Below are 19,343 nucleotides of genomic sequence, written 5' to 3' on the forward strand. Positions count from 1 at the left end.
TCAGGTTTGTCTTTGGGCGTGGCTGGGCTTCGTACACAAATACACAAACACTGTCGACGCTCTCCGGGACGGGCATTGGGCGGGATGCTATTCGAAGCGAAGGAACGGCCGCGCGACTTCGTGCGGATTGGCCAGCGCGGAGCCGACGCCTTCGGTTGGGAAATCAGGCGCGAAGCGGATTCGATCGTAGTCCATCGTTCTCCAGGCCTGTTCGCCACGCCATTGAAGCGATTCTCGACTCCGCTCGCGCCGCGGCAACCCTAAGAATTGCCTTCACTGAACCTTCATCGGTTGACGGTGATTCCACAACAGCGACTGAAGCATTCCCTGCCGCAGCGGGGACGCCCCGCCTAGTCGTCAATGTACAGGTCCCAATAGGATAACGCCTCGCCCGGATCAAGATAGCCGGGGTCGAAGGCGGCAAGCTCTTGCAGACGTTCCTTGTTCACGACCTTTATGGTCCGCTGTTTAGATAGGACTCCGAGCTGGCGCAGTTCCTGGAACAGGCGGTTGATGTGCACGACGGAAAGCCCTGTTGCGTCGGCCACATCTATCTGGGTGAGTGGAATGACTCTTTCGTGGGCGCCGAGCCGGGCGCGCTGCTCGCACAGGAGGTGGGCCACGCGCTGTAAGGCGGGCCACCGCGCCATGACCAACCGCTGGCGAAAGATTCTTGCTTCGATCATTGCGGCCTGCCACAGCGCCTGCCCCAGCATCGGACGACGCTGTATCGCCCGCTCGAGGATATCGCGATTGATCGTGCCGATGGAGCAATTCGACAGCGCCTCGATCTCGATGTGCTCCCTTGATTCCGGGCGCAGGAAGTCGTGAAGAGCAAGAAAATCGCCCGGATAGTAAAAGGCGTATATCTGTCGGGCCCCGTTGTCATTCCGGGTGGCCATGCAGGCCAGGCCTTCAAGCAAAACCGCGAATTGCTTGCCGGAAAACGCAGGACCAGCAATGATTTCGCCGCGGCCGATTCTCGGCTTGGTGCGATTCAGAACAGCATCAACTTCCTTACCAATAGCCCCTCCCGGGCTTCTGAGTTTCTCCCTTAAAGGTCCGAGAAACTGCCGCCCTGATCGCTTCAGCATACCGGTCATTCAACGCCTCAATTGTCCCCCGGACGCGTTATGCGCGCGGGACCTTCTTTCGCAAGTCTTCCCCGGAAAGCTTAAGCTCGAGATTGATCGTAAAATGGTAAGACGCGAGGATGCTCCGGGCTGTCCAATTTTGAACAGTTCAATGTGGATTGCCGGCGCGAAATCATGGTCGAGGAGATTCGTCGGGGACGGCGTTGCCGATGTCCGCGAACTCGGCGTCTTTGGGGGTCGTTCGCTATAGTTTCAGACCAACGTGGTGGCCAAAGCCCGATTGTCACAATACGCCGATGAACTCGGAGAAATGGCAGCCGAGTTGGACCGCAGGCTCGTTGCGCCGGGGGGAAGTGAAAAGCGCTTGCCATCTGTCGGCTCGGGGCGCGTTGTGTCGTCATCACCGGCTTCTTAGTGTGCGTCGGTGCTTGAGAGAGCGGCATCGATCCAAGAGTGTCCCGCGCTCCCACTAGACCCCGCCGCAATGGCCTTTCACCGTGGTTCCGGAGGTCCATGCCCAACGACACCGAATCGATGGCCCTGGCGTTGTTGCGACTGCTCCATGAGGCGACCGATGGTGAACCGATGCAATGGCAGACGGTTCGGCTGATCGATGGCATTGAGGGCGCCCTTCTGTTTGCCGTCCAGAATGGCTGGCTGGTGATCGATGGCAACCGCGCTGCGTTGACGGTTCTCGGATGTTCGATCGCCGAGGATTTGGGTCGACCGTTGCACTAGGTTCATAATCCATGGCTGCTCAGGATTCAGGGCTGTCCTTAGCTCGCGCGGACCTCCATATCGAGGCGAGACAGGCCGGCGAGTGATAGCTTTATGGCTTCACCGTCGTCGACGGCGAGCCCCATTGACAGAAGCAACCTCCGATTGTAATCGGGGATGTCTCGAAACCCCTGTTTCAGGGTCCGCGGTGCCGCGAACTCTCTCGGGCTAAGCGAAGCCTTCGAACGACGATCCATAGATCATTCCTGCGGTTGATCGTTGGCACGCTAAGGCACAAAGATGCCGCCCGCTGTTCAACATTGAACTGTCCACTATTGGACAGCTCGCCATTCTAGAGCGTCCAGCGCGTTAAAAGGGGAGCAGATGCGAGTACGTCAAAAGCGAAAGGCAGCGACCAAGAATGCCCCCAAACAGAAGGGCAGGAACGCCGCAGTCGTTAAGTTCGATACGGAAGCCTTCTTGACCACGGTAGGTGCTGGCCGCAGCCTCTCGACCTACAAATCGAAGGCAATCATCTTTCGGCAGGGCGCCGAGTGCGAGGCCGTCTTCTACGTCTTGACCGGCCTTATTGACCTCAGCGTCGTCTCCGCCCAAGGTAAGGAAAGGGTCGTCGGCCAAATCGGCCCCGGCGCCTTCGTTGGCGAAGGCTGTCTGGCCGGCCATCCCCGCCATCTCGCATCGGCGCGGGCCGTCACGGAAGCCACGGTGGCGCGCATCGACACCAAGACCTTGGCACAGGCCCTCAACGAGCATCCCGAGCTGGCCATGGCCTACCTTCTGCTGCGGAATAGTCAGGTCGAGGCGGATCTTGTCGATCACCTCTTCAATTCTAGCGAGAAACGCCTGGCTCGCCTGCTCCTGATGCTGGCTCAGGTTGGCAAGGAAGCCGAGCTTCGCACCATTTCGACGCCCATCAGCCAAGAGGTCATGGCGGCGCGGGTCGGCACCACCCGCCCGCGTATCAACCACTTCCTGAACAAGTTCCGGAAGCTCGGCCTGATCGAATACAACGGCGAGCTCAAAGTGCACTCCTCGCTGGTAAATATCATTATCCGTGAGTGATCGAGTGGTTACTTTGGTGTCATTCGGAGCCGCATCCCATCCCAGCTGACCCGACTTGCTGCGCGAGGCGGCCGCGCGCCGCTTGGGCTCGGCTGCGCTTCAACCCATTCGCGAAGCCGGAAATTTGCCCGTTGGGAGCCTCGTCCCGCAATGGCCCTCTCGGGTGCCGGCCGTCAGGCGCGACCCTACGCCCTGCCAGAGGCGGGGCTAGCGGATCAGCTTAAATTGAACATTCGGCACCGGCCTGTCTCCCCTTGAACAGCCCGTAGCTGCGGCGGGTCGTAGGTTGTTCTGTCGATGACGGTCCTTGCTCTCCCCCCGTGTCGTCATCGGCTACCACTGCCTCGCCAGGTGATGGTCATCTGGCGAGGCAGCCTCCACCGCGTGGGTCAACCCGAAGGCCATGAGCGTCGCCGCGCAGAAGGGAGCAGGTCATGAATTACTCCAGAACCCTCAACAACGGGTCCGCCAGGGATGAAGCACTGAGACGCCGCAGCAGTACGGTGCGCGAAGTGGACATAGACCCGAAATCAAGGCCCGATGCCGAGAAGCCCGTCGAGCAAAAGATGGGCGACAGGCCCGAACAAGCGGTAGGCGGTTAGAGCAGGTCCGACTACCTTGGAGCGGTCACGCGGGTCTCCCTGAGCTTCTAGCCCAGCGGCTTCAGCCTCGAGGTCCTCTGCGTGCTCGCCCACCTTTGCGCTGTCGCGTTCGAGCGACATGCCGGCCCCGCACAACGGGCCAAAGCCAACGTTCGGCGGTTGCCTTCAGCCAACGCCCGCAACTCCGTAGCCGCCGTCGATGCCGGCCTGGCTGCTGCGGCTCGCGCGGTTCCTGAACGACCTACAGGCGCCGGGGCAGTGCGTGGCCCGCTGACGCGAGGCTGCGCCACCTTCACCTGTGGTCGCATCGCGATTTTCTTCATCTGGCCCCACGACGACGTGAAGCCCAATTGGGCAAGGAACGTGCCGGCCTCATGACACGTTGAAGGGCGGGACTTCATTGCGCAATCCCCGCCCGTCGACGTCCCGAAAGGGAAAACATGAAGACGATCCTATTGGTCGCAGCAGTCGCTGCGACCTGTGCGGCCTTGCCGGCATATGCCGCTACAGATGCCGAATGCCAATCGATGTGGACCAAGGCCGACGTCAACAAGGATGGCGCTCTCACCGAGATCGAGTCCATGCGCTATGCCGCGGCGATGCGGGTGCACGACAAGAAGCTCGGCGCCGACGGCAGGGTCGATCAGGCCTCGTTCATGGAAGCGTGCAAGTCCGACGTCTACATGACGCGCAAGAACGACGATGGCGCGCCGCTGAAAGGCGCCAACAGCTTCACAGAAGGACAAGCCAAGGATCGCGCTCTCTCGCATGGCCTAACCAGCGTCGCCGACCTCAAGAAGGACGGCGATGGCATCTGGCGGGGCAGCGCCATGCAGGACGGCAAGACCGTCCAGATTGCCGTCGACTACAAGGGCAACGTCGTTCCGCAGACCGCGCCTTAACCCTGTCAAAAGGTCAATGATCATGCAAACCGTCAGTCGTGTTTACGACACCTACTCTCAGGCGCAGGCCGCTGTAACCGCGATCGAGGCCGCAGGTGTTGCCGCCGCCGAGGTAAGTCTCGTCGCCAACAAGTATGTCAGCGAGAAATACGCTGAAGTTGACGACGTCTCGAAAGCCGGCATGGGTGCCGGGATAGGTGGCGCGCTCGGCGGTGGCGCGGGACTCCTGGCGGGCCTTGGCCTGCTGGCGATTCCCGGCCTTGGTCCAGTTGTCGCCGCGGGTTGGCTCGCTTCGCTTGCGGTTGGCGCCGCCGCCGGTGCGGCAGCGGGCGGCCTGGTCGGCGCGCTGGTGAGTGCAGGGACGTCCGACGATCACGCGCACGTCTACTCCGAATCGGTCCGTCGTGGCGGAACGCTGGTCAGCGCGCGGGTCGACGAGAAGGATGCGGCGCGGGTCCAAGCAATCCTCGACAGCTACGAGCCGATCGACCCGGTGGTTCGCGGCGCCGAGTACCGCAAAACCGGCTGGACAACGTTCGATCCTGCGGCGCCAGCCTACAAGCCCAGCGAGACCGAGATCGAGCGCATGCGTCGTCGCGAGGCGGCGTAAACGCAGTCGGTCTTACGGATGGGAAGCTCGCGCGCTTCCCATCCGCTACGGCGGCCGAAACCGGAGTTGCGCCGGTCGGGCGGTGGGCGGTTTGCGTCATTGCGCGTTGATCGAGTGCTGTAGGAAAAAGCGGACCATTTCACGGCTGGCGTCAGGCCCGCGCGGATCGGTGTACGACCCGCTTGGGTTGCCTCCCGACCATGCGTGCCCGATCCCTTGCAGGAACCAGTGCTCAAGCACCGAGCGTCCCGTGTCGTCGACTTGGATCGTACGGACGTAGCCGTTTCCGCGAACGACGTTGGTCTTGAGGCTTGTGGCAGGCTTGGCTTGGGCAATGACCTGGTCACCGTTTACAGGATTGACCGTTGTGTCCCTGTCGCCGTGAAAGACAATGGTTGGAACTTTCGTTCGCGTGGCTGGCGTCGATGAGCTTGCCAGTTCGCCGCCGCCGCGCATTGCTGCGAAGGCAGAGGGAAGGTCGCGAGCGGCACCGCACGCCAACCCGGAATGCACACCGATCGCAGCATAGAGATCGGGGTAGGTCGCTCCCATGATGGCCGCCGCAGCACCACCGGCGGAGAGACCGGCCACGTATACGCGCCCCGTCGCGACCGGATAGTCGTGCATGATACGGCGCGTGAGTCCGGCAATCAGGGATGGCTCGCCATGGCCGCGTTGCTGGTCGCGACCGTCGAACCAGTTCCAGCATTTGGACGGGTTGGCCGACTTGGGCTGCTCGGGATAGGCAACGAGGAACATCTCCTCCTCAGCTTGATCGTTCATCCGCGTGCCGGCTGCGAAATCGTCGGGCGATTGGGTGCAACCGTGCAACATCACGACGAGCGGCAGGGCCTCGCCCTTGTAACGGCTCGGAACGTAAAGCTTGTAGTTTCGGCTGCCCGCCTCGTTGACGAAGACGTGGCTCTCGAACGTCGCCCCTGAGGTCAGCGCCGGTGATGCCGTTGCAGTTTCCGAGCGGCGCAAGCGATCGAAAAATGCGCCGCGTACCGACGCCGACGCGGGCCCCGTCTCGCGGCGGGGTGGCGGGCCGGGCCTCGCGCCCGTCGGCGCCGCCGTCCAGGCGTTGCCGCTAGCGGCGGATGGCGGCGCCATGTCAATGACAGTTGCTTTTGCCATCGCGCGACGGGGTGCGGCGTCGGCGACGGGCGGCACGCCCTGCAGGACGGCCATCGCTTCTTCCAGCTTGCCTTGCCGGGTCAGGCGCAAGGCCTCCATCATGTCGACGGAAGGACGTATCATGGGATCTCCTGAAAGTTCGGGGTACCAGGGGTGGGCCAGCACGGAATGCGCTGACCGCGATGGGCTGGTCAGATGATCCGATCGCTCAAGGCCGCCTTGACGGTGGGACTGGCCTGAAGAGCGCCGAGAACCTGGATGGACGCGATGGTCGCTCGCGCCAATTCGGGGGAAACGTCGGAGGCGATCACCGCCAGGCCGAGAACCTGGATATGGAGTGTCTCTCCGGCGGCCCTGACCCCCTCCAGATCCGCCCTCGTGAAGTGGCGCAGACCCAGCTCGAGGTGGCGTCGCGCAACAGACTGCTTCACCGCATCGGATTGTCGATCGAGCTGGGTGCGGATAGCCGTTCGGATGAAGTCGGAGCGATTGGAATAGAATCCCTCCCGAACCAGCAGATCGATATGGCCGAGATCGACGTACCCAAGATTTATGGTGATCTTCTCGCTATCCCCGCGTCGATCGGCCTTTTCATCCATCTGCCATCCTCTCACCATCCACATGGATGGTATTTGGTGGCGATCGAGAGGAGTTCAAGGCCTGCTATGATTCGGATGACGCCAGATTGGCGCTAGCTCGGCGATGGGCTTTTGTATGTGACGGTGGTCCAACTGAGAGCTTGTGAAAAATTCGACGTCGCGACTCAATGACGATCTCGCCACCCCCTTACCTCACCCTGAGGAGCGCAGCGCAGCGGAGCGTCTCGAAGGGTGGCAACGCGCACGACCTTGCTGAACTCCCGTGTTTCCAGCACCGTTGCCACGTCATTACGGCGGACCTTCGCGCTTGGGCGTAAGCCAGATTGGTCATTTGATGAACGTGGATTTTGGGTTGAGGCTGACGAGCACGACGCGAAGGGCTGCGAGCACGTCGTCTCCGAATACCTCGCGAAATCAAATTAGGACACTTCCGCATATCGCGTCAGGATGCGCTGGGTAGTCTTCGCCGTGCTTCCTCGCATGGTCGAGCAGCCTGGCCCCGATCGGCGCTGCCGGATTCTTCAGGATCCTGGCCGTCATTGCATTGCCCGGACGTAAGGCTCCACGCGCCGGGCAACCCGGTCGATGGCGGCGTACTTCAGGATCTCGCTCGGCGTGGTCTTCCTCTCGCGCAGGGCGTCGCGCAGCGCTTCGATGGCCACATCCTCGCCGACATGGCGACGATGCTTGAAGCAGTCGGCGATCGTCTTGGCGACGCCGTAGATCGGCACGTCCACTCCTTCGATGCGGGTGTGCTCGACGCCCGCCGTCATGACCTCGCCGGTGGCGCGGACGACCCCGAGGCGGAGGCCTTGCAGGGTCGGCATTCGGGCCTTGTGGGGAATGGTCATCCAGACGGCGCGCGGGAGCTGGGTCGTCAGTCCGTGATGGCGCAACGCACTGACCAGGCTGACGACACCGTTCGGCACCAGCCTGGCGGCTTCGGCGAGATCGTGCGCGATGTGCTCGCCGACATGCTCCGGGTCCTGATACAGGCCACGGCCAAGACGGACGAGATCGCCGGCTTCGGTCAGGCGCTTCAGATAGACCAGCGGAATGCCGGCAGCCTAGAAGTCACGCGCACGGGCGATCCCCCGCGCCCGGGCAAGACCGAGGGCGCGTTCGCGGTGGGTCATGGAATTCATAGTCGGATGTTATCAAACGTCGGCATAAAGAGGGGAATTGTTGGCCAAATGGAACAGACCACAATTCCTCCCGACATACTGGGCCCCGCCCGCGTCAGCGCAGGCCGGTGCCCATGCCGCCGTCGACGCGCAGGATCTCGCCGGTGATGAAGCGGGCCTCGTCGGAGGCCAGGAACAGGGCGGCATGGGCAGTGTCCCAGCCGGTGCCCATCTTGCCGCGCAGCGGGACCTGGGCGTCGCGCTCGGCGCGGACATCGGCGGTCGGGCGGCCGGTCGCGCGGGCGATGCCCGAGACGGCCATCGGCGTATCCATGAAACCCATCATGATGGCATTGGCGCGGATGCCGTAGCGCGCGTTCGACTGGGCGACGCTCGTCGTCAGGCGATTGACGGCGGCCTTGGACACCTCGTACGCCATCTGCGTCGCACCGGTCAGCGCGGCGAGCGAGGAGACGTTGACGATCGCTCCGGCCTTCTGCTCGCGCATCGCCGGGATGGCGGCCTTGATCGTCAGCCACATGCCCTTCAGGTTCACCGCCATGATGCGGTCGAAGACATCCTCCTCCAGCCGGTGCGCTGGCGCATCGCCGCCGCCGCCGATGCCGACGTTGTTGACCAGGATGTCGAGCCGGCCGTAGCGCTGTTTCGCCTCGGCGACGATGCGGGCGCAGTCCGCCGCGACCGTGACGTCGGCGAGGATCGAGGAGGCGATGGCGTCGCTCCGCTCGCCGGCGATCATGTCGGCCGTCTCTTGCGCCCGCTCGCCGATCCGGTCGACGCAGAGAACGGTCGCGCCTTCGCGCGCCAGCAGCAGGGCGGTGGCCCGGCCGTTGCCGACGGTCTCGCCTTCGGTCTGCCCGGCGCCGACGACGACGGCGATCTTCCCTGCAACACGATCGGTCATCTCACTGTGCCCTCGGTCTCACGCTCGAACCGGAAGCCCGTGTAGCCGTCCGCCGCGATCCGGCTGCAGGTATGCCGGTAGCCGGCACCGACATACGGCATGAAGACCTTCGGCTTGCCGGGGATGTTCACGCCGAGATACCAGGAGTTGGCTTCCGGATAGAGCGTGTGCGACGCCACCTCGGCCACGTGGTCCATCCAGCCGTCCTGCGCCGTGTCCTCGGGCTCGACCGTCCGCAGGCCGCCGCGGCGCATGTGCTGGATGCAGCCGACCAGCCAGTCGACATGCTGCTCGCAGTTGGTGATCACGTTGCCGATGACCGACGGGCTGCCGGGGCCGGTGATGGTGAAGAGGTTGGGGAAAGCGGCCACGCCGAGGCCGAGGTAGGTGCGCGGCCCGGCCGCCCAGGCGTCCTTCAGCGTCCTGCCGTCGCGGCCGCGAATATCCATCGCCAGCAATGCGCCGGTGATGGCGTCGAAGCCGGTGGCGAATACCAGCATGTCGAGCTCGACCGCGCGATCGGAGGTCTGCACGCCGGTCGGCGTGAAGCGCTCGATCGGTTCGCGGCGCAGGTTGACGAGGGTGACGTTGGGCCGGTTGAAGGTCTCGAAGTAGCCGCTGTCGACGCAGATGCGCTTCACGCCGATCGGATGGTTGGTCGGGCAGAGATCCTCCGCGGTCTGCGGATCCTGCACGGTCTCGCGGATCTTGCCGCGCACGAAGTCGCAGGCGACGTCGTTGATCCCGTGATGCGTCAGGATGTTGGGGTAGGCATAGAGGATGGCGCCGCCGCCTTCCTGCCAGAGATCCTCGTAGCGCTGCCACTGGACGTCGCGCGGGGGGATCGGCGCCGTCGCCGCCGAAGGCGGTACGCGGCCGAACTCGGAATGCTGCAGGCTTTCCAGATAAGCGGCGAACCCGGCCTCGAACCGCACGTGATCCTGCTCGGTCAGCGGGCCGTTGCGCGACGGCATGGAGTAGTTCGGCGTGCGCTGGAATACGGTGACGTGCCGGGCGGTCTTCGCGATCTCCGGAATGGCCTGGATGCCGGAAGAGCCGGTCCCCACCACGCCGACCCTCTTGCCGGTGAAGTCGACAGGCTCGTGCGGCCATTGGGCGGTGTGAAGGATGGCGCCTGCGAAGTCGCCGAGGCCGGGAATGTCCGGCGTGTTCGGCACCGACAGGCAGCCGGTCGCCAGGATGCAGAAGCGGGCGCGCAGGCAGTCGCCGCGGTTGGTGCGCACCGTCCAGAGTCCGTCGTCGTCGTCGTAGGTGGCGCTCGTGACGCGCGTCTCAAAGCGGATGAGCGGGCGCAACTCGAAGCGGTCGGCGACATGGCCGATGTAGCGCAGGATCTCGGCCTGGGAGGCATAGCGTTCCGACCAGCGCCATTCGGCGCGCAGCTCGGGCGACCAGCTGTAGGAGTAGAACAGGCTCGGGACGTCGCAGCGCACGCCCGGATAGCGGTTCCAGTACCAGGTCCCGCCGACATCGGGCGCCGCTTCGATGCCGGCCACCGACAGGCCGATCTCGCGCAGCCGGTGCAGGGCATAGAGCCCGCCGAACCCGGCGCCGACCACCACGGCGCCCAGGACCTCGTCGTCGCGGTCGATCTCGCCTGCGGGAACGCTCGTCTTCGCCATCGCACTACGCATCGATGTCATGGGTTACTCTCGTTGCTCGGGGTTGCCGTCGGCGACACTGTGATCGGGCATAGACCGCTTCATCCACACGTGCCAGCCCGGGAAGCGGCATCGTTTCGCTGGCTGCAGTGGCGGCGCATTTGCAATGCGGGCGTGCGCGCCGCAAGATCGCCACCAACCGCAAACCGGCGAAGGGGGAAACGCCATGGCGCAGGGTTCCGGCATTCGTGAGGTGGCCTGGCTCGATATCGCCGGCGGCGGGCAGGTCGTGCTGGACGGCAACCACGCCTACGTCGGGCACATGGACCCGCCGCACGGCACGTCGGTCCTCGACGTATCGGACCCGGCGAATCCGAAGGTCGTCGCCTCGATCGACATTCCGCCGGGGCTGCATTCGCACAAGGTGCGGGTGGCGAACGGACTCATGCTGACCAACCGCGAGCGCACGCGGGGGACCGCGCCGGCGGGCGATTTCGTCGGGCTGCGCATCTTCGACGTCAGCCGGCCGGGCGCTCCGCGCGACATCTGCCACTGGCAGTGCGCCGGGTCCGGCGTGCACCGCTTCACCTTCGACGGCCGCTACGCCTACATCTCCACCGAGCAGGAGGGCTATGTCGGCACCATCGTCATGATCCTCGACCTCGCGGACCCGACGAAGCCGGAAGAGGTCGGCCGCTGGTGGATGGAAGGGCAATGGACGGGCGGCGGCGAGACACCGGGCTGGAAGGCGAAGAACCACCGCTGCCACCATCCGATCCGGCGCGGCGATCGCCTGTACGTCAGCTACTGGTACGGCGGCGGCGTCATCCTCGACATCAGTGACATGAGCAGGCCCAAGCTGGTCTCCCATCTCGACTGGAGCCCGCCGTTCGGCTGGCCGACGCACAGCCTGGTCCCGATCGATGTGCCGATCGCCGGCCATCGCTGGATGCTGGTCGCCGACGAGCATGTGCAACCGCTGGATCCGAAGCTCTCGCCCGAGCTGCCGGCCGCGCTCTGGATGGTGAACATCACCGACGAGACGCGGCCGGTGCCGGTCGGCTGCTTCCAGCTGCCGGAGCTGGTCGGGATCGAGACGCCGTTGATGACGGCGTGCCACCAGCCGGTCGAAACCATCGTCGGCAACGAGGTTCCCGCCGCCTGGTTCGCCAACGGGCTCAGGGTGATCGACATCGCCAATCCGCTGGCGATGAAGCAGGCCGCCTGGTGGATGCCGGACGTGCCGCCGGGCGCCCAGCGCGTCTGCAGCAACGACGTCTATGTCGACCATCGCGGCCTGATCTACCTGATCGACCGCAACCGCGGCCTGTCGATCCTCGAGCGTGTGTAGGGCCGCGCTCCCAGCAACCGGAAAGGAATGAAGTCATGACCCTCACCCTCGCGGAAGCCAATCGCGTGATCGCCGGCGCCATCGAGAAGGCGAACCAGATCGGCGCGAAGATGAATATCGCCGTGTGCGACGCCGGCGGGCGGCTCATCGCCTTCCAGCGCATGGATGGCGCGATGTGGGCCGGCTCGTTCGGCAGCCAGGGCAAGGCCATCGCCTCGGCCGCCTTCGGACGACCGAGCGGCGATCTGACGCCACGCGCCGACCATCCGACCTTGCGCGGGATCGCCGCGGCCGAGGGCAACCACATGTTCTACGGCCAGGGCGCCGTGCCGATCTTCCGCGACGGTATGCTCGTCGGTGCCTGTGGCGTCGGCGGCGGGACGGCACAGGAAGACGAGGACTGCGCCCGCGCCGGGGCCGAAAAGCTGTAAAGACCTCCGGCTGGTCCTCGGGGAAGTCGTAGGTGAAGGTATTTCGACAGGCCGCGGCAACCGACACAGCCGGAACCGTGGTTTTGGCGGGGCAACTTCGTCTTGCCCGCGTCGCTGTCGTGGCATCCTTTCTCTCCAAGCGGCCTGCGCTTGATCTATCGCAAGGAGCTTCCCTCTGGCTCGTCCCAATTGATGCAGCAGGCAAGACCGTTGCGACGGCCGACATTTCCAGCCGGCACAGCGGTTCCTGCGGCAAGAGCCGGAGTTCGCGTCCGTCGTCTGGGGTATTCAGGAAGGGCGGGTCGCTTACGCCAATGTCCGCAAGGTCATCTTCATGCGGGTCTCGACCGGCGTGGCGGTTGAGGACGCCCGCAATCTGCTGCATCCGAGATCGTTGGCAGACCGCCGTAAGATGGCACCAGATGGGAGTTAGGCTACATGCGCTCGATCCTGCTGACGTTGGACGAAACGCCCTCGGGGGCGACGGCGAAGCGGATTGCCCTTGGGCTGGCGCGGCAGACGGGGGCCGCAATCAAGGGAATCTCCGGCGTCGACGTGAGCGATCTGGAGGGGGGCGAACTCGCGCCGCTCGGCGCGCAGAACTATGCACATGATCGGCGTCAACGCCGTGCGAAGCTCGCCTTGGAGCGGCGGGCGCGGGCGGCGGCGCTTCCCGCGTCGTTCGAGCAGTCATGCGCTGCAGCAGGCGTCGAAGCGAACTGCCATATGCTTGGCGAAGACATCCGCAGCGACGTGCTCTGTGCGATGGAGACCTGTGACCTGGTGGTCACCGGGCAAGATGCGGAATTCCATCTCGAGCCGCTCGACGAGGTGAGCCCGCTCGTGGAGCATATCGTGGCACGCGGTTGCCGGCCGGTGCTGGTAACGGGCCCCGAAGCGTTCGAAGAGGGGCCGGTCATCGTCGCTTACGACGGCAGCTTGGCCGCCGCGAAGGCTCTGCAGCTCGCGGTGCTGCTCGGCATATTCGGCACGTCCTCGGCCCGGGTGGTGTCGGTGTCTCCCGGCGACGAAGCTTTCCAGGCGGCAACCCGCGCACGCGACTTTCTGCTGCTGCACGGCATCACCACGGACATGGAGGCAATTACGTCGACCGACCATCCTGCCGACGTCCTTTGTGCGCGAGCTGCAGCAGTTCAGGCGCGCATGCTGGTGATGGGGGCGTTTGGACATCGGGGCCTGCACGAGATGCTGTTCGGCTCGAGCACGCGACGCCTGTTGCGAGGACTGACAGTGCCCCTGTTCATCTATCATTGAAGGGTGCGACCGACCCGGTTCGATCTTCTGGCGGTCTGACTCGATTCGCGGACCGCCGACGCTGGAGTCCACGCGCCGAAGCGCGCACAGTCCGGCCTCTTCGCAACGACCTGTGAGCGCCAATGTCCGGCCGTCTGGTGAATGCCCTCAATGCCTCGACGACAGTCGCCGAGGCATTTTCCGACGAGGCGACGCTGCGCCATATGCTGCGGTTCGAGGCGGAGCTGGCCCATGCCGCGGCGCGCGCGCGCCTGATCCCCAAGAAGCATGCGGTCACGATCGCCGCCGCCTGCGACGCGTCGCTCTACGATCCCGCCGCGCTGGTGCCGGTCGCGCGGCGCAGCATGACCCTCACCGTCGCGGTGGTGAAGGCGCTGACCGCCGAGGTCCGCCGGCGCGACGAGGAGGCGGCCGCGTGGGTCCATTGGGGCGCCACCAGCCAGGACGTGCTCGACACCGCGATGGTGCTGCAGCTCTCCGAGGCGGTGCCGCCGTTGATCGAATCGCTGCACGGCATCGTCGCGGCCTTCGCGAAGCTCGCGCGCAAGCACCGCGCCACGCCGGTGATGGGCCGCACCCTGATGCAGCCCGCGACGCCGCTCGCCTTCGGCCAGAAGGTCGCCGGCTGGGCGTCCGACATCGACCGCGCGACCCGCCGGCTCGAGGCGAGCTTCGCGGAGACGCAGATCCTGCAGTTCGGCGGCGCGTCCGGCTCGCTATCGGCGCTGGGCCGCAAGGCCGAGCCGGTGATGACGTCGCTGGCCAAGGGCCTCGGCCTCGCGCTGCCGCCCGCGCCGTGGTTCGCGCAGCGCGTGCGCATCGCCGGCTTCGCGCAGGACGCGGCGCTGGTCACCGGCGCGCTCGGCAAGGCGGCCAAGGACATCGCGCTGATGATGCAGTACGAGCTGCAGGAGGTGGCCGAGCCGTCGGGACCGGGCAGGGGCAGCTCCTCGACCATGCCGCACAAGCGCAATCCGGTCGGCGCGGGCCTCGCGCTCACCGCGGCCGCGCGCACCGCCCAGCTCGCCGCCACGATCGTCGCCGCCATGCCGCAGGAGAACGAGCGCGCGCTGGGCGGCTGGCAGGCCGAATGGCCGAGCCTCGCCGGCCTGCTCGAGGCGCTCGGCTCGGCGGTCGAGGGCATCGCCGAAGTGGCGCCGGACCTCACCGTCTTTGCCGACCGCATGCAGGCCAACCTCGACGCCACCAACGGCGCGGTGCTGGCCGAGCGCGCGACCTTCCTGCTGGCCGAGACGATGGGCAAGGAAAAGGCCGGCGCATTGGTCGAGAAGGCGCTCGCGAAAGGCGGCTCGTTCGTCGCGGCGCTGGGCCAGCTCCAGGCGGAACTCTCCGACAAGAAGGCGATGCTGGGCTACTCGCCGAAGTTCGTCGACCGGCTGCTGGCCGAGCTCCGGCGGCGCTAACGGCCAACAGTGCGGAAGGGGCGATAGCGTGTTTCGGCTGCTCTCGCTCCCGACCGAGATGTGGTTTCAGCCAGTCCATGGCGTCGTTCGCCGGATCGGCATGCGGTATTCCGCTTGGCAACTCTATTGTGTGTGCTAGGTTTCACCAACGACGCGTCGATCTTATGCGTGCGACCGAGTGATTTCACTGCGTTGACACGAAGCTCGGCCGTCAAGATCTCTCAAAACCGTGAATAAATAACATGCGCGTCAAGCGCGTGACTCTGGGAGGCACTACATGCGCGCACGCTCGGCAATCGTGGCCGGCACTCTGGCTGCTTTCGTCACGGCAGCATCACCGGTATTCGCCCAGAAGTCGGGCGGAATCCTTCGTGTCACACATCGTGACAACCCGCCCAGCGCCTCGATCCACGAGGAGGCGACGAACTCCACCATCATGCCGTTCATGGCGGTGTTCAACAATCTCGTGATGTTCGATCCGCAAGAGAAGCGCAATTCGGCGGAAAAGATCGTTCCCGATCTGGCCGAAAGCTGGTCGTGGAATGCCGACGAGACCAGGCTCACCTTCAAGTTGCGGTCCGGGGTCAAGTGGCACGATGGCAAGCCGTTCACCGCCAGGGACGTGAAGTGCACCTGGGACGCACTGACCGGAAAGGCTGACGAGAAGTCCGACCTGATCCGCAAGAACCCGCGCAAGATCTGGTACATCAATCTGAAGGACGTGACGGTCGATTCCGACACCCAGGTCACCTTCGAGCTTGGCCGGCCGCAGCCGTCGTTCCTGTCGATTCTGGCGGCCGGCTACTCGCCGGTCTATGCCTGCCATGCGAACGGGCGAGACATGCGGTCCAAGCCGATCGGCACCGGGCCGTTCAAGGTCGTGGAGTTCAAGCGGAACGAGTCGATCAAGCTGGTGCGCAATCCTGACTATTGGAACAACGGACTGCCGTATCTCGACGCAATCGAATACAGGATCGTGCCCAATCGCAGCACGCGCGTGCTGGCCTTCGTGGCCGGCGACCTGGACCTGACGTTCGACGCCGACATCACTTTCCCGCTCCTGAAGGACGTGAAGGGCCAGGCGCCGCATGCCGTCTGCGAAGCCCGCACCACCAACGTCAGCTCCAACCTGATCGTCAACCGCGACGCGCCGCCGTTCGACAATCCCAAACTGCGCGAGGCCCTGGCGCTGGCGCTCGACCGCAAACCGTTCAGCGATATCCTGTCACAGGGCAACGACGTGGTCGGCGGCCCCATGCTGCCGCCACCGAGCGGCGTCTGGGGCCTGCCGGCGGATGAACTCGCCAAGCTGCCGGGCTACGGGCCGGACATCGAGAAAAACCGGGCCGAAGCGCGCAAGATCATGGAGGAGCTGGGTTACAGCGCCGCCAAGCCGCTGATGGTCAAGGTGTCGACCCGCAACATCGCAGTCTACCGCGATCCCGCCGTCATCCTGATCGACCAGCTCAAGACGATCCACATCGATGGCGAACTCGAGGCGATAGACACCACGGTCTGGCACAGCAAAGTGACGCGCAAGGACTACGCGATCGGCCTGAACCTGACCGGCCTTGGCGTCGACGACCCCGACGTGAACTTTTTCGAGAACTATCACAGCAAGTCCGAAAGGAACTACACCGGCTACAACAATCCCAAGGTCGAAAAATTGATCGAGGCGCAGTCGGCAGAGCGCGACCGCGCCAAACGGCTGAAGATCGTGGGCGAAATCGAGCGCATGCTGATCAAGGACGGAGCGCGGCCGATCATCAGCCACGGCGCGGCCAACACCTGCTGGCAGCCGGCGGTCAAGGGTATCGTGCTGCAGCAGAACAGCATCTACAACAACTGGCGCTTCGACACCGTCTGGCTCGACCGCTGATACCCCTGAACAGGGATCATGAATCCCAGGCACGGTCTCGATGGGCCTCGAGGAGCTTGGTCCGGACGGCCCGGGTGGTGAACATCCATTGAATTCGGGCTGCGGAGGCATTGCGCGGCGCCTCGGGCGCCGGGAAGGTCTCGTAGAGAGCCCCCGGCCGATGGGTCTATTCCACCTCGGGATCTGCCAGTTCTCGATCGGCTCAACTCGTCAAGACCTCCGTGACGAGGGACTAGTGAATCACGTCGGCATGCAACGCCGCCATCAGGGCGGCATTGTCGCGGTAATCGACCGGCACGCCCACGATCACCGGCCCATCCATCGCCATGGCCTTCTTCAGAACCGATTCGATCTCGTCCGCCGAGCCGATCTGAAGGCCCTTGGCGCCCATCGACTCGGCGAATTTCACGACGTCGACCGGCCCGAACCGCACGCCCGATTCACGGCCGTGCGCCGCCACCTCCTGAAAGCGCACCATGTCGTAGCTGCCGTCGATCCACACCAGATGCACGAAGTTGCATTTCAACCGCACCGCCGTTTCGAGCTCGACCGCGGAGAACAGGAAACCACCGTCGCCCGATACCGAGAGCACCTTGCGCGCAGGATCGGCAAGGCAGGCGGCGATCGCCCACGGCAACGCAACGCCCAGCGTCTGCTGGCCGTTGCTGATCAGAATCTGACGCGGCCGGTGCACGATCAGGTGGCGCGCCATCCAGATGTGGAAGGAGCCCATGTCCGAGCAGAGCGTCGTGTCCTCATCGAGAAAGCCTTGCAGCGCATGCACCAGACGCAGAGGGTGCACCGGCATGCCGAGCCGCTTGGCCGCCTCCGCCGCGAGCTGGGCGCGATCCCTTCCGATCTCTTCAAGAAATGCCGTCTGCGCCACGCGCGGACGGCTCCTCAGAAGCGCGCCCAACGCGGCGAGGCTCGCTGCGATGTCGCCCATCAGCTCGATGTCGGGCCGGTAGTCGCGATCGGGGGCGGCCGGCACGCAATCGAGATGAATGAGCTTGCGAACCTTGCCATGGTTCCACAAGGCGGGGTCATACTCGACGGGATCGAAGCCGACCGTCAGCACGAGGTCCGCCGCATCGAGCAGGCGGTCGGCGGGCTGATTGTGGAACAGGCCAACCCGCCCCGAGAAGCAGTCGAGATGCTCGCGCGGCACCACGCCCGCCGCCTGATAGGTGCTGGCGATGGCGAGCTTGGTCCGGCCGAGGACCGCGCGTAGCGCGGCTGCGGCCGCCGGCTGGCTGGCCAGCATGCCCAGCAGCACGACCGGTCGCTCTGCGGCGTCGATCAGACGCGCGCTCGCGGCGATCGCATCCGGATCGGCCGCACCCTGGGCCGGGCAGCGCGCGGGGGTAAGGACATCGCCCGAAGCCGCGGCACTCATCACGTCCTTGGGCAGGCTGAGGAAGGCAGCGCCGGGACGCCCCGCTTCGGCGGCACGGAAGGAGGCAGCCACCGCCTCCGAGATCGCGTCAACCGAATCGATCTCTGCAGAATACTTGGTGACGGGCCGGAGCAAGGCGACCGTATCCATGCTCTGGTGGGTCTGCTTCAGCCGATCGCGTGTCGGCACTGCGCCGCCGAAGGCGACGATGGGATCGCCCTCGGTGTTGGCGGTGGCCAGTCCGGTCGCGAGGTTCGAGCAACCGGGCCCCGACGTCGCCAGGACGACGCCCGCCTTGCCGGTGAGACGACCGAGTCCGCCGGCAATGAACGCAGCGTTCTGCTCGTGCCGGCAGACCACGGTCTTGATCTTCGAATCGAGCAGTGCGTCGAAGACCGGGTCGATCTTGGCGCCGGGAATGCCGAAGACATATTCGACGCCCTGCGCCTCGAGATTGCGGACCAGCAGGTGCGCACCGTTGCGTTCGCCGCTCATGTGCGCCTCTTTCGGCTCATCGCCTTCTTCTTTCCTGACTTGGCGGTGGAGTCGAGCTCGTCGAACGCCGCCTTCATGGTCATCAGGGCGTTGGTGGCGGCGGGAAAACCGCAATAGGCGATCATCTGGGTAATGATCTCAGCCACCTCCGCACGCGAGGCGCCGCAGCGCAGCGCGGCCTTGATGTGAAGCTTGAGCTCGGGCAGTGAGAAACCCTGCACGGTCAGGGCCGCCACGGTGCAGAGCTCGCGGGTCTTGAGGTCGATGACGTCGCGCGTGTAGAGCTCGGCGAATGGAAAGGTGACATTCACCCACGCGAATTCCGGCGCCAGCGCCTTGATATTGCGAATGTAGCTATCGGCCATCGGCCCGAGCTGCTTGCGGATCTCCGCCATGCCGCGCTGGTACTCGGCCGACTTTTCGTCGTGCGTGCCAGCGGAGATCTTCCTCGACTTCGTCTTGGGCATGGCCACTGTCGCTGCTCACTTCCTTGGTCTGGTCCGGACTATAGCGCGGCAGCGTTCGGGCTTGCACGGCATCAATCTGCGGAGAAGAGACCGGTGCGCCGACGCCGTCGTGTGGCGAGATCGTCATTGAGTCGCGACGTCGATTTTTTCACAAGCTCTCGGAGCGGCACGGAAGTCCCGACGGCGACTTCGCTAAAGGTTCTGGTTTAA

The 19,343-nt window shown here is 64.9% G+C and carries 18 protein-coding genes; 10 read left to right on the forward strand and 8 right to left on the reverse strand.

Going from position 1 to position 19,343, the window contains the following annotated elements:
- Positions 1-350: 350 nt before the first annotated feature.
- Positions 351-1,103, reverse strand: a complete 753-nt coding sequence (locus tag ACQY8M_RS20540) for a Crp/Fnr family transcriptional regulator (protein ID WP_428658916.1) — start codon at positions 1,101-1,103, stop codon at positions 351-353.
- 504 nt (positions 1,104-1,607) lie between these two features.
- Here ACQY8M_RS20540 and ACQY8M_RS20545 point away from each other — a divergent pair.
- The 5 genes from ACQY8M_RS20545 (at position 1,608) to ACQY8M_RS20565 (ending at position 5,008) form a co-directional block, all read left to right on the forward strand.
- Positions 1,608-1,832, forward strand: a complete 225-nt coding sequence (locus ACQY8M_RS20545) for a hypothetical protein (RefSeq protein ID WP_428658919.1) — start codon at positions 1,608-1,610, stop codon at positions 1,830-1,832.
- A 363-nt stretch (positions 1,833-2,195) separates the two neighbouring features.
- The gene (locus ACQY8M_RS20550; protein WP_428658921.1) at positions 2,196-2,894 is read left to right on the forward strand and encodes a Crp/Fnr family transcriptional regulator; all 699 of its coding nucleotides are present in this window, start codon (positions 2,196-2,198) and stop codon (positions 2,892-2,894) included.
- Positions 2,895-3,328: 434 nt separating this feature from the next.
- A complete protein-coding gene (locus ACQY8M_RS20555) occupies positions 3,329-3,496 on the forward strand; it encodes a hypothetical protein (protein ID WP_428658924.1) in 168 nt (55 codons plus the stop codon).
- Between the two features lie 599 nt (positions 3,497-4,095).
- Complete coding sequence (locus ACQY8M_RS20560; protein WP_428675415.1) at positions 4,096-4,398, forward strand: PepSY domain-containing protein; 303 nt, start codon at positions 4,096-4,098, stop codon at positions 4,396-4,398.
- Between the two features lie 22 nt (positions 4,399-4,420).
- Positions 4,421-5,008 carry a hypothetical protein gene (locus tag ACQY8M_RS20565; RefSeq protein ID WP_428658927.1) on the forward strand — a complete coding sequence of 196 codons (588 nt, stop codon included), beginning with the start codon at positions 4,421-4,423 and terminating at the stop codon, positions 5,006-5,008.
- Between the two features lie 96 nt (positions 5,009-5,104).
- On the opposite strand, the gene ACQY8M_RS20570 is transcribed toward ACQY8M_RS20565, so the two are convergent.
- The 5 genes from ACQY8M_RS20570 to ACQY8M_RS20590 form a co-directional block, all read right to left on the reverse strand.
- The gene (locus ACQY8M_RS20570) at positions 5,105-6,268 is read right to left on the reverse strand and encodes an extracellular catalytic domain type 1 short-chain-length polyhydroxyalkanoate depolymerase (RefSeq protein ID WP_428658929.1); all 1,164 of its coding nucleotides are present in this window, start codon (positions 6,266-6,268) and stop codon (positions 5,105-5,107) included.
- A 68-nt stretch (positions 6,269-6,336) separates the two neighbouring features.
- Entirely contained in the window at positions 6,337-6,744 is a 408-nt protein-coding gene (locus ACQY8M_RS20575; protein WP_428658932.1) for a CopG family transcriptional regulator, read from the reverse strand.
- 536 nt (positions 6,745-7,280) lie between these two features.
- Positions 7,281-7,673: a type IV toxin-antitoxin system AbiEi family antitoxin domain-containing protein gene (locus ACQY8M_RS20580; protein ID WP_428658935.1), complete on the reverse strand. Its 393-nt coding sequence runs from the start codon at positions 7,671-7,673 to the stop codon at positions 7,281-7,283.
- Positions 7,674-7,983: 310 nt separating this feature from the next.
- The gene (locus ACQY8M_RS20585) at positions 7,984-8,793 is read right to left on the reverse strand and encodes an SDR family NAD(P)-dependent oxidoreductase (protein WP_428658937.1); all 810 of its coding nucleotides are present in this window, start codon (positions 8,791-8,793) and stop codon (positions 7,984-7,986) included.
- Entirely contained in the window at positions 8,790-10,457 is a 1,668-nt protein-coding gene (locus tag ACQY8M_RS20590; protein WP_428658939.1) for a flavin-containing monooxygenase, read from the reverse strand. Before ACQY8M_RS20590 ends, ACQY8M_RS20585 begins: the two co-directional genes overlap by 4 nt.
- Before the next feature lie 184 nt (positions 10,458-10,641).
- Between ACQY8M_RS20590 and ACQY8M_RS20595 the strand changes: the two genes are divergently transcribed.
- From ACQY8M_RS20595 to ACQY8M_RS20615, 5 genes are all read left to right on the forward strand, one after another.
- Positions 10,642-11,766: an LVIVD repeat-containing protein gene (locus tag ACQY8M_RS20595; RefSeq protein ID WP_428658942.1), complete on the forward strand. Its 1,125-nt coding sequence runs from the start codon at positions 10,642-10,644 to the stop codon at positions 11,764-11,766.
- 35 nt (positions 11,767-11,801) lie between these two features.
- On the forward strand, positions 11,802-12,197 hold the full coding sequence (locus ACQY8M_RS20600; RefSeq protein ID WP_428658944.1) for a GlcG/HbpS family heme-binding protein: 396 nt from the start codon (positions 11,802-11,804) through the stop codon (positions 12,195-12,197).
- A gap of 438 nt (positions 12,198-12,635) precedes the next feature.
- Positions 12,636-13,472 (forward strand): universal stress protein, encoded by an 837-nt coding sequence (locus ACQY8M_RS20605; protein ID WP_428658947.1) that lies wholly within the window; start codon positions 12,636-12,638, stop codon positions 13,470-13,472.
- A 122-nt stretch (positions 13,473-13,594) separates the two neighbouring features.
- Positions 13,595-14,896, forward strand: coding sequence for a lyase family protein (locus ACQY8M_RS20610; RefSeq protein ID WP_428658950.1), 1,302 nt, complete (start codon positions 13,595-13,597; stop codon positions 14,894-14,896).
- A 277-nt stretch (positions 14,897-15,173) separates the two neighbouring features.
- On the forward strand, positions 15,174-16,775 hold the full coding sequence (locus ACQY8M_RS20615; RefSeq protein WP_428658953.1) for an ABC transporter substrate-binding protein: 1,602 nt from the start codon (positions 15,174-15,176) through the stop codon (positions 16,773-16,775).
- Between the two features lie 232 nt (positions 16,776-17,007).
- On the opposite strand, the gene alsS is transcribed toward ACQY8M_RS20615, so the two are convergent.
- Positions 17,008-18,666: an acetolactate synthase AlsS gene (gene alsS, locus ACQY8M_RS20620; RefSeq protein WP_428658957.1), complete on the reverse strand. Its 1,659-nt coding sequence runs from the start codon at positions 18,664-18,666 to the stop codon at positions 17,008-17,010.
- Positions 18,663-19,133 carry a carboxymuconolactone decarboxylase family protein gene (locus tag ACQY8M_RS20625; protein WP_428658960.1) on the reverse strand — a complete coding sequence of 157 codons (471 nt, stop codon included), beginning with the start codon at positions 19,131-19,133 and terminating at the stop codon, positions 18,663-18,665. Before ACQY8M_RS20625 ends, alsS begins: the two co-directional genes overlap by 4 nt.
- Positions 19,134-19,343 lie beyond the last annotated feature (210 nt).

The sequence above is a fragment of the Reyranella sp. genome, from assembly GCF_965279465.1.
Lineage (GTDB): Bacteria > Pseudomonadota > Alphaproteobacteria > Reyranellales > Reyranellaceae > Reyranella.

What these genes read in the sequence shown, in the direction of transcription:
- ACQY8M_RS20540 (WP_428658916.1), bottom strand. Translation starts at nt 1,103, where the DNA reads ATGACCGGTATGCTGAAGCGATCAGGGCGGCAGTTTCTCGGACCTTTA.
- ACQY8M_RS20545 (WP_428658919.1), top strand. Translation starts at nt 1,608, where the DNA reads ATGCCCAACGACACCGAATCGATGGCCCTGGCGTTGTTGCGACTGCTC.
- ACQY8M_RS20550 (WP_428658921.1), top strand. Translation starts at nt 2,196, where the DNA reads ATGCGAGTACGTCAAAAGCGAAAGGCAGCGACCAAGAATGCCCCCAAA.
- ACQY8M_RS20555 (WP_428658924.1), top strand. Translation starts at nt 3,329, where the DNA reads ATGAATTACTCCAGAACCCTCAACAACGGGTCCGCCAGGGATGAAGCA.
- ACQY8M_RS20560 (WP_428675415.1), top strand. Translation starts at nt 4,096, where the DNA reads ATGCGGGTGCACGACAAGAAGCTCGGCGCCGACGGCAGGGTCGATCAG.
- ACQY8M_RS20565 (WP_428658927.1), top strand. Translation starts at nt 4,421, where the DNA reads ATGCAAACCGTCAGTCGTGTTTACGACACCTACTCTCAGGCGCAGGCC.
- ACQY8M_RS20570 (WP_428658929.1), bottom strand. Translation starts at nt 6,268, where the DNA reads ATGATACGTCCTTCCGTCGACATGATGGAGGCCTTGCGCCTGACCCGG.
- ACQY8M_RS20575 (WP_428658932.1), bottom strand. Translation starts at nt 6,744, where the DNA reads ATGGATGAAAAGGCCGATCGACGCGGGGATAGCGAGAAGATCACCATA.
- ACQY8M_RS20585 (WP_428658937.1), bottom strand. Translation starts at nt 8,793, where the DNA reads ATGACCGATCGTGTTGCAGGGAAGATCGCCGTCGTCGTCGGCGCCGGG.
- ACQY8M_RS20590 (WP_428658939.1), bottom strand. Translation starts at nt 10,457, where the DNA reads ATGACATCGATGCGTAGTGCGATGGCGAAGACGAGCGTTCCCGCAGGC.
- ACQY8M_RS20595 (WP_428658942.1), top strand. Translation starts at nt 10,642, where the DNA reads ATGGCGCAGGGTTCCGGCATTCGTGAGGTGGCCTGGCTCGATATCGCC.
- ACQY8M_RS20600 (WP_428658944.1), top strand. Translation starts at nt 11,802, where the DNA reads ATGACCCTCACCCTCGCGGAAGCCAATCGCGTGATCGCCGGCGCCATC.
- ACQY8M_RS20605 (WP_428658947.1), top strand. Translation starts at nt 12,636, where the DNA reads ATGCGCTCGATCCTGCTGACGTTGGACGAAACGCCCTCGGGGGCGACG.
- ACQY8M_RS20610 (WP_428658950.1), top strand. Translation starts at nt 13,595, where the DNA reads ATGTCCGGCCGTCTGGTGAATGCCCTCAATGCCTCGACGACAGTCGCC.
- ACQY8M_RS20615 (WP_428658953.1), top strand. Translation starts at nt 15,174, where the DNA reads ATGCGCGCACGCTCGGCAATCGTGGCCGGCACTCTGGCTGCTTTCGTC.
- alsS (WP_428658957.1), bottom strand. Translation starts at nt 18,666, where the DNA reads ATGAGCGGCGAACGCAACGGTGCGCACCTGCTGGTCCGCAATCTCGAG.
- ACQY8M_RS20625 (WP_428658960.1), bottom strand. Translation starts at nt 19,133, where the DNA reads ATGCCCAAGACGAAGTCGAGGAAGATCTCCGCTGGCACGCACGACGAA.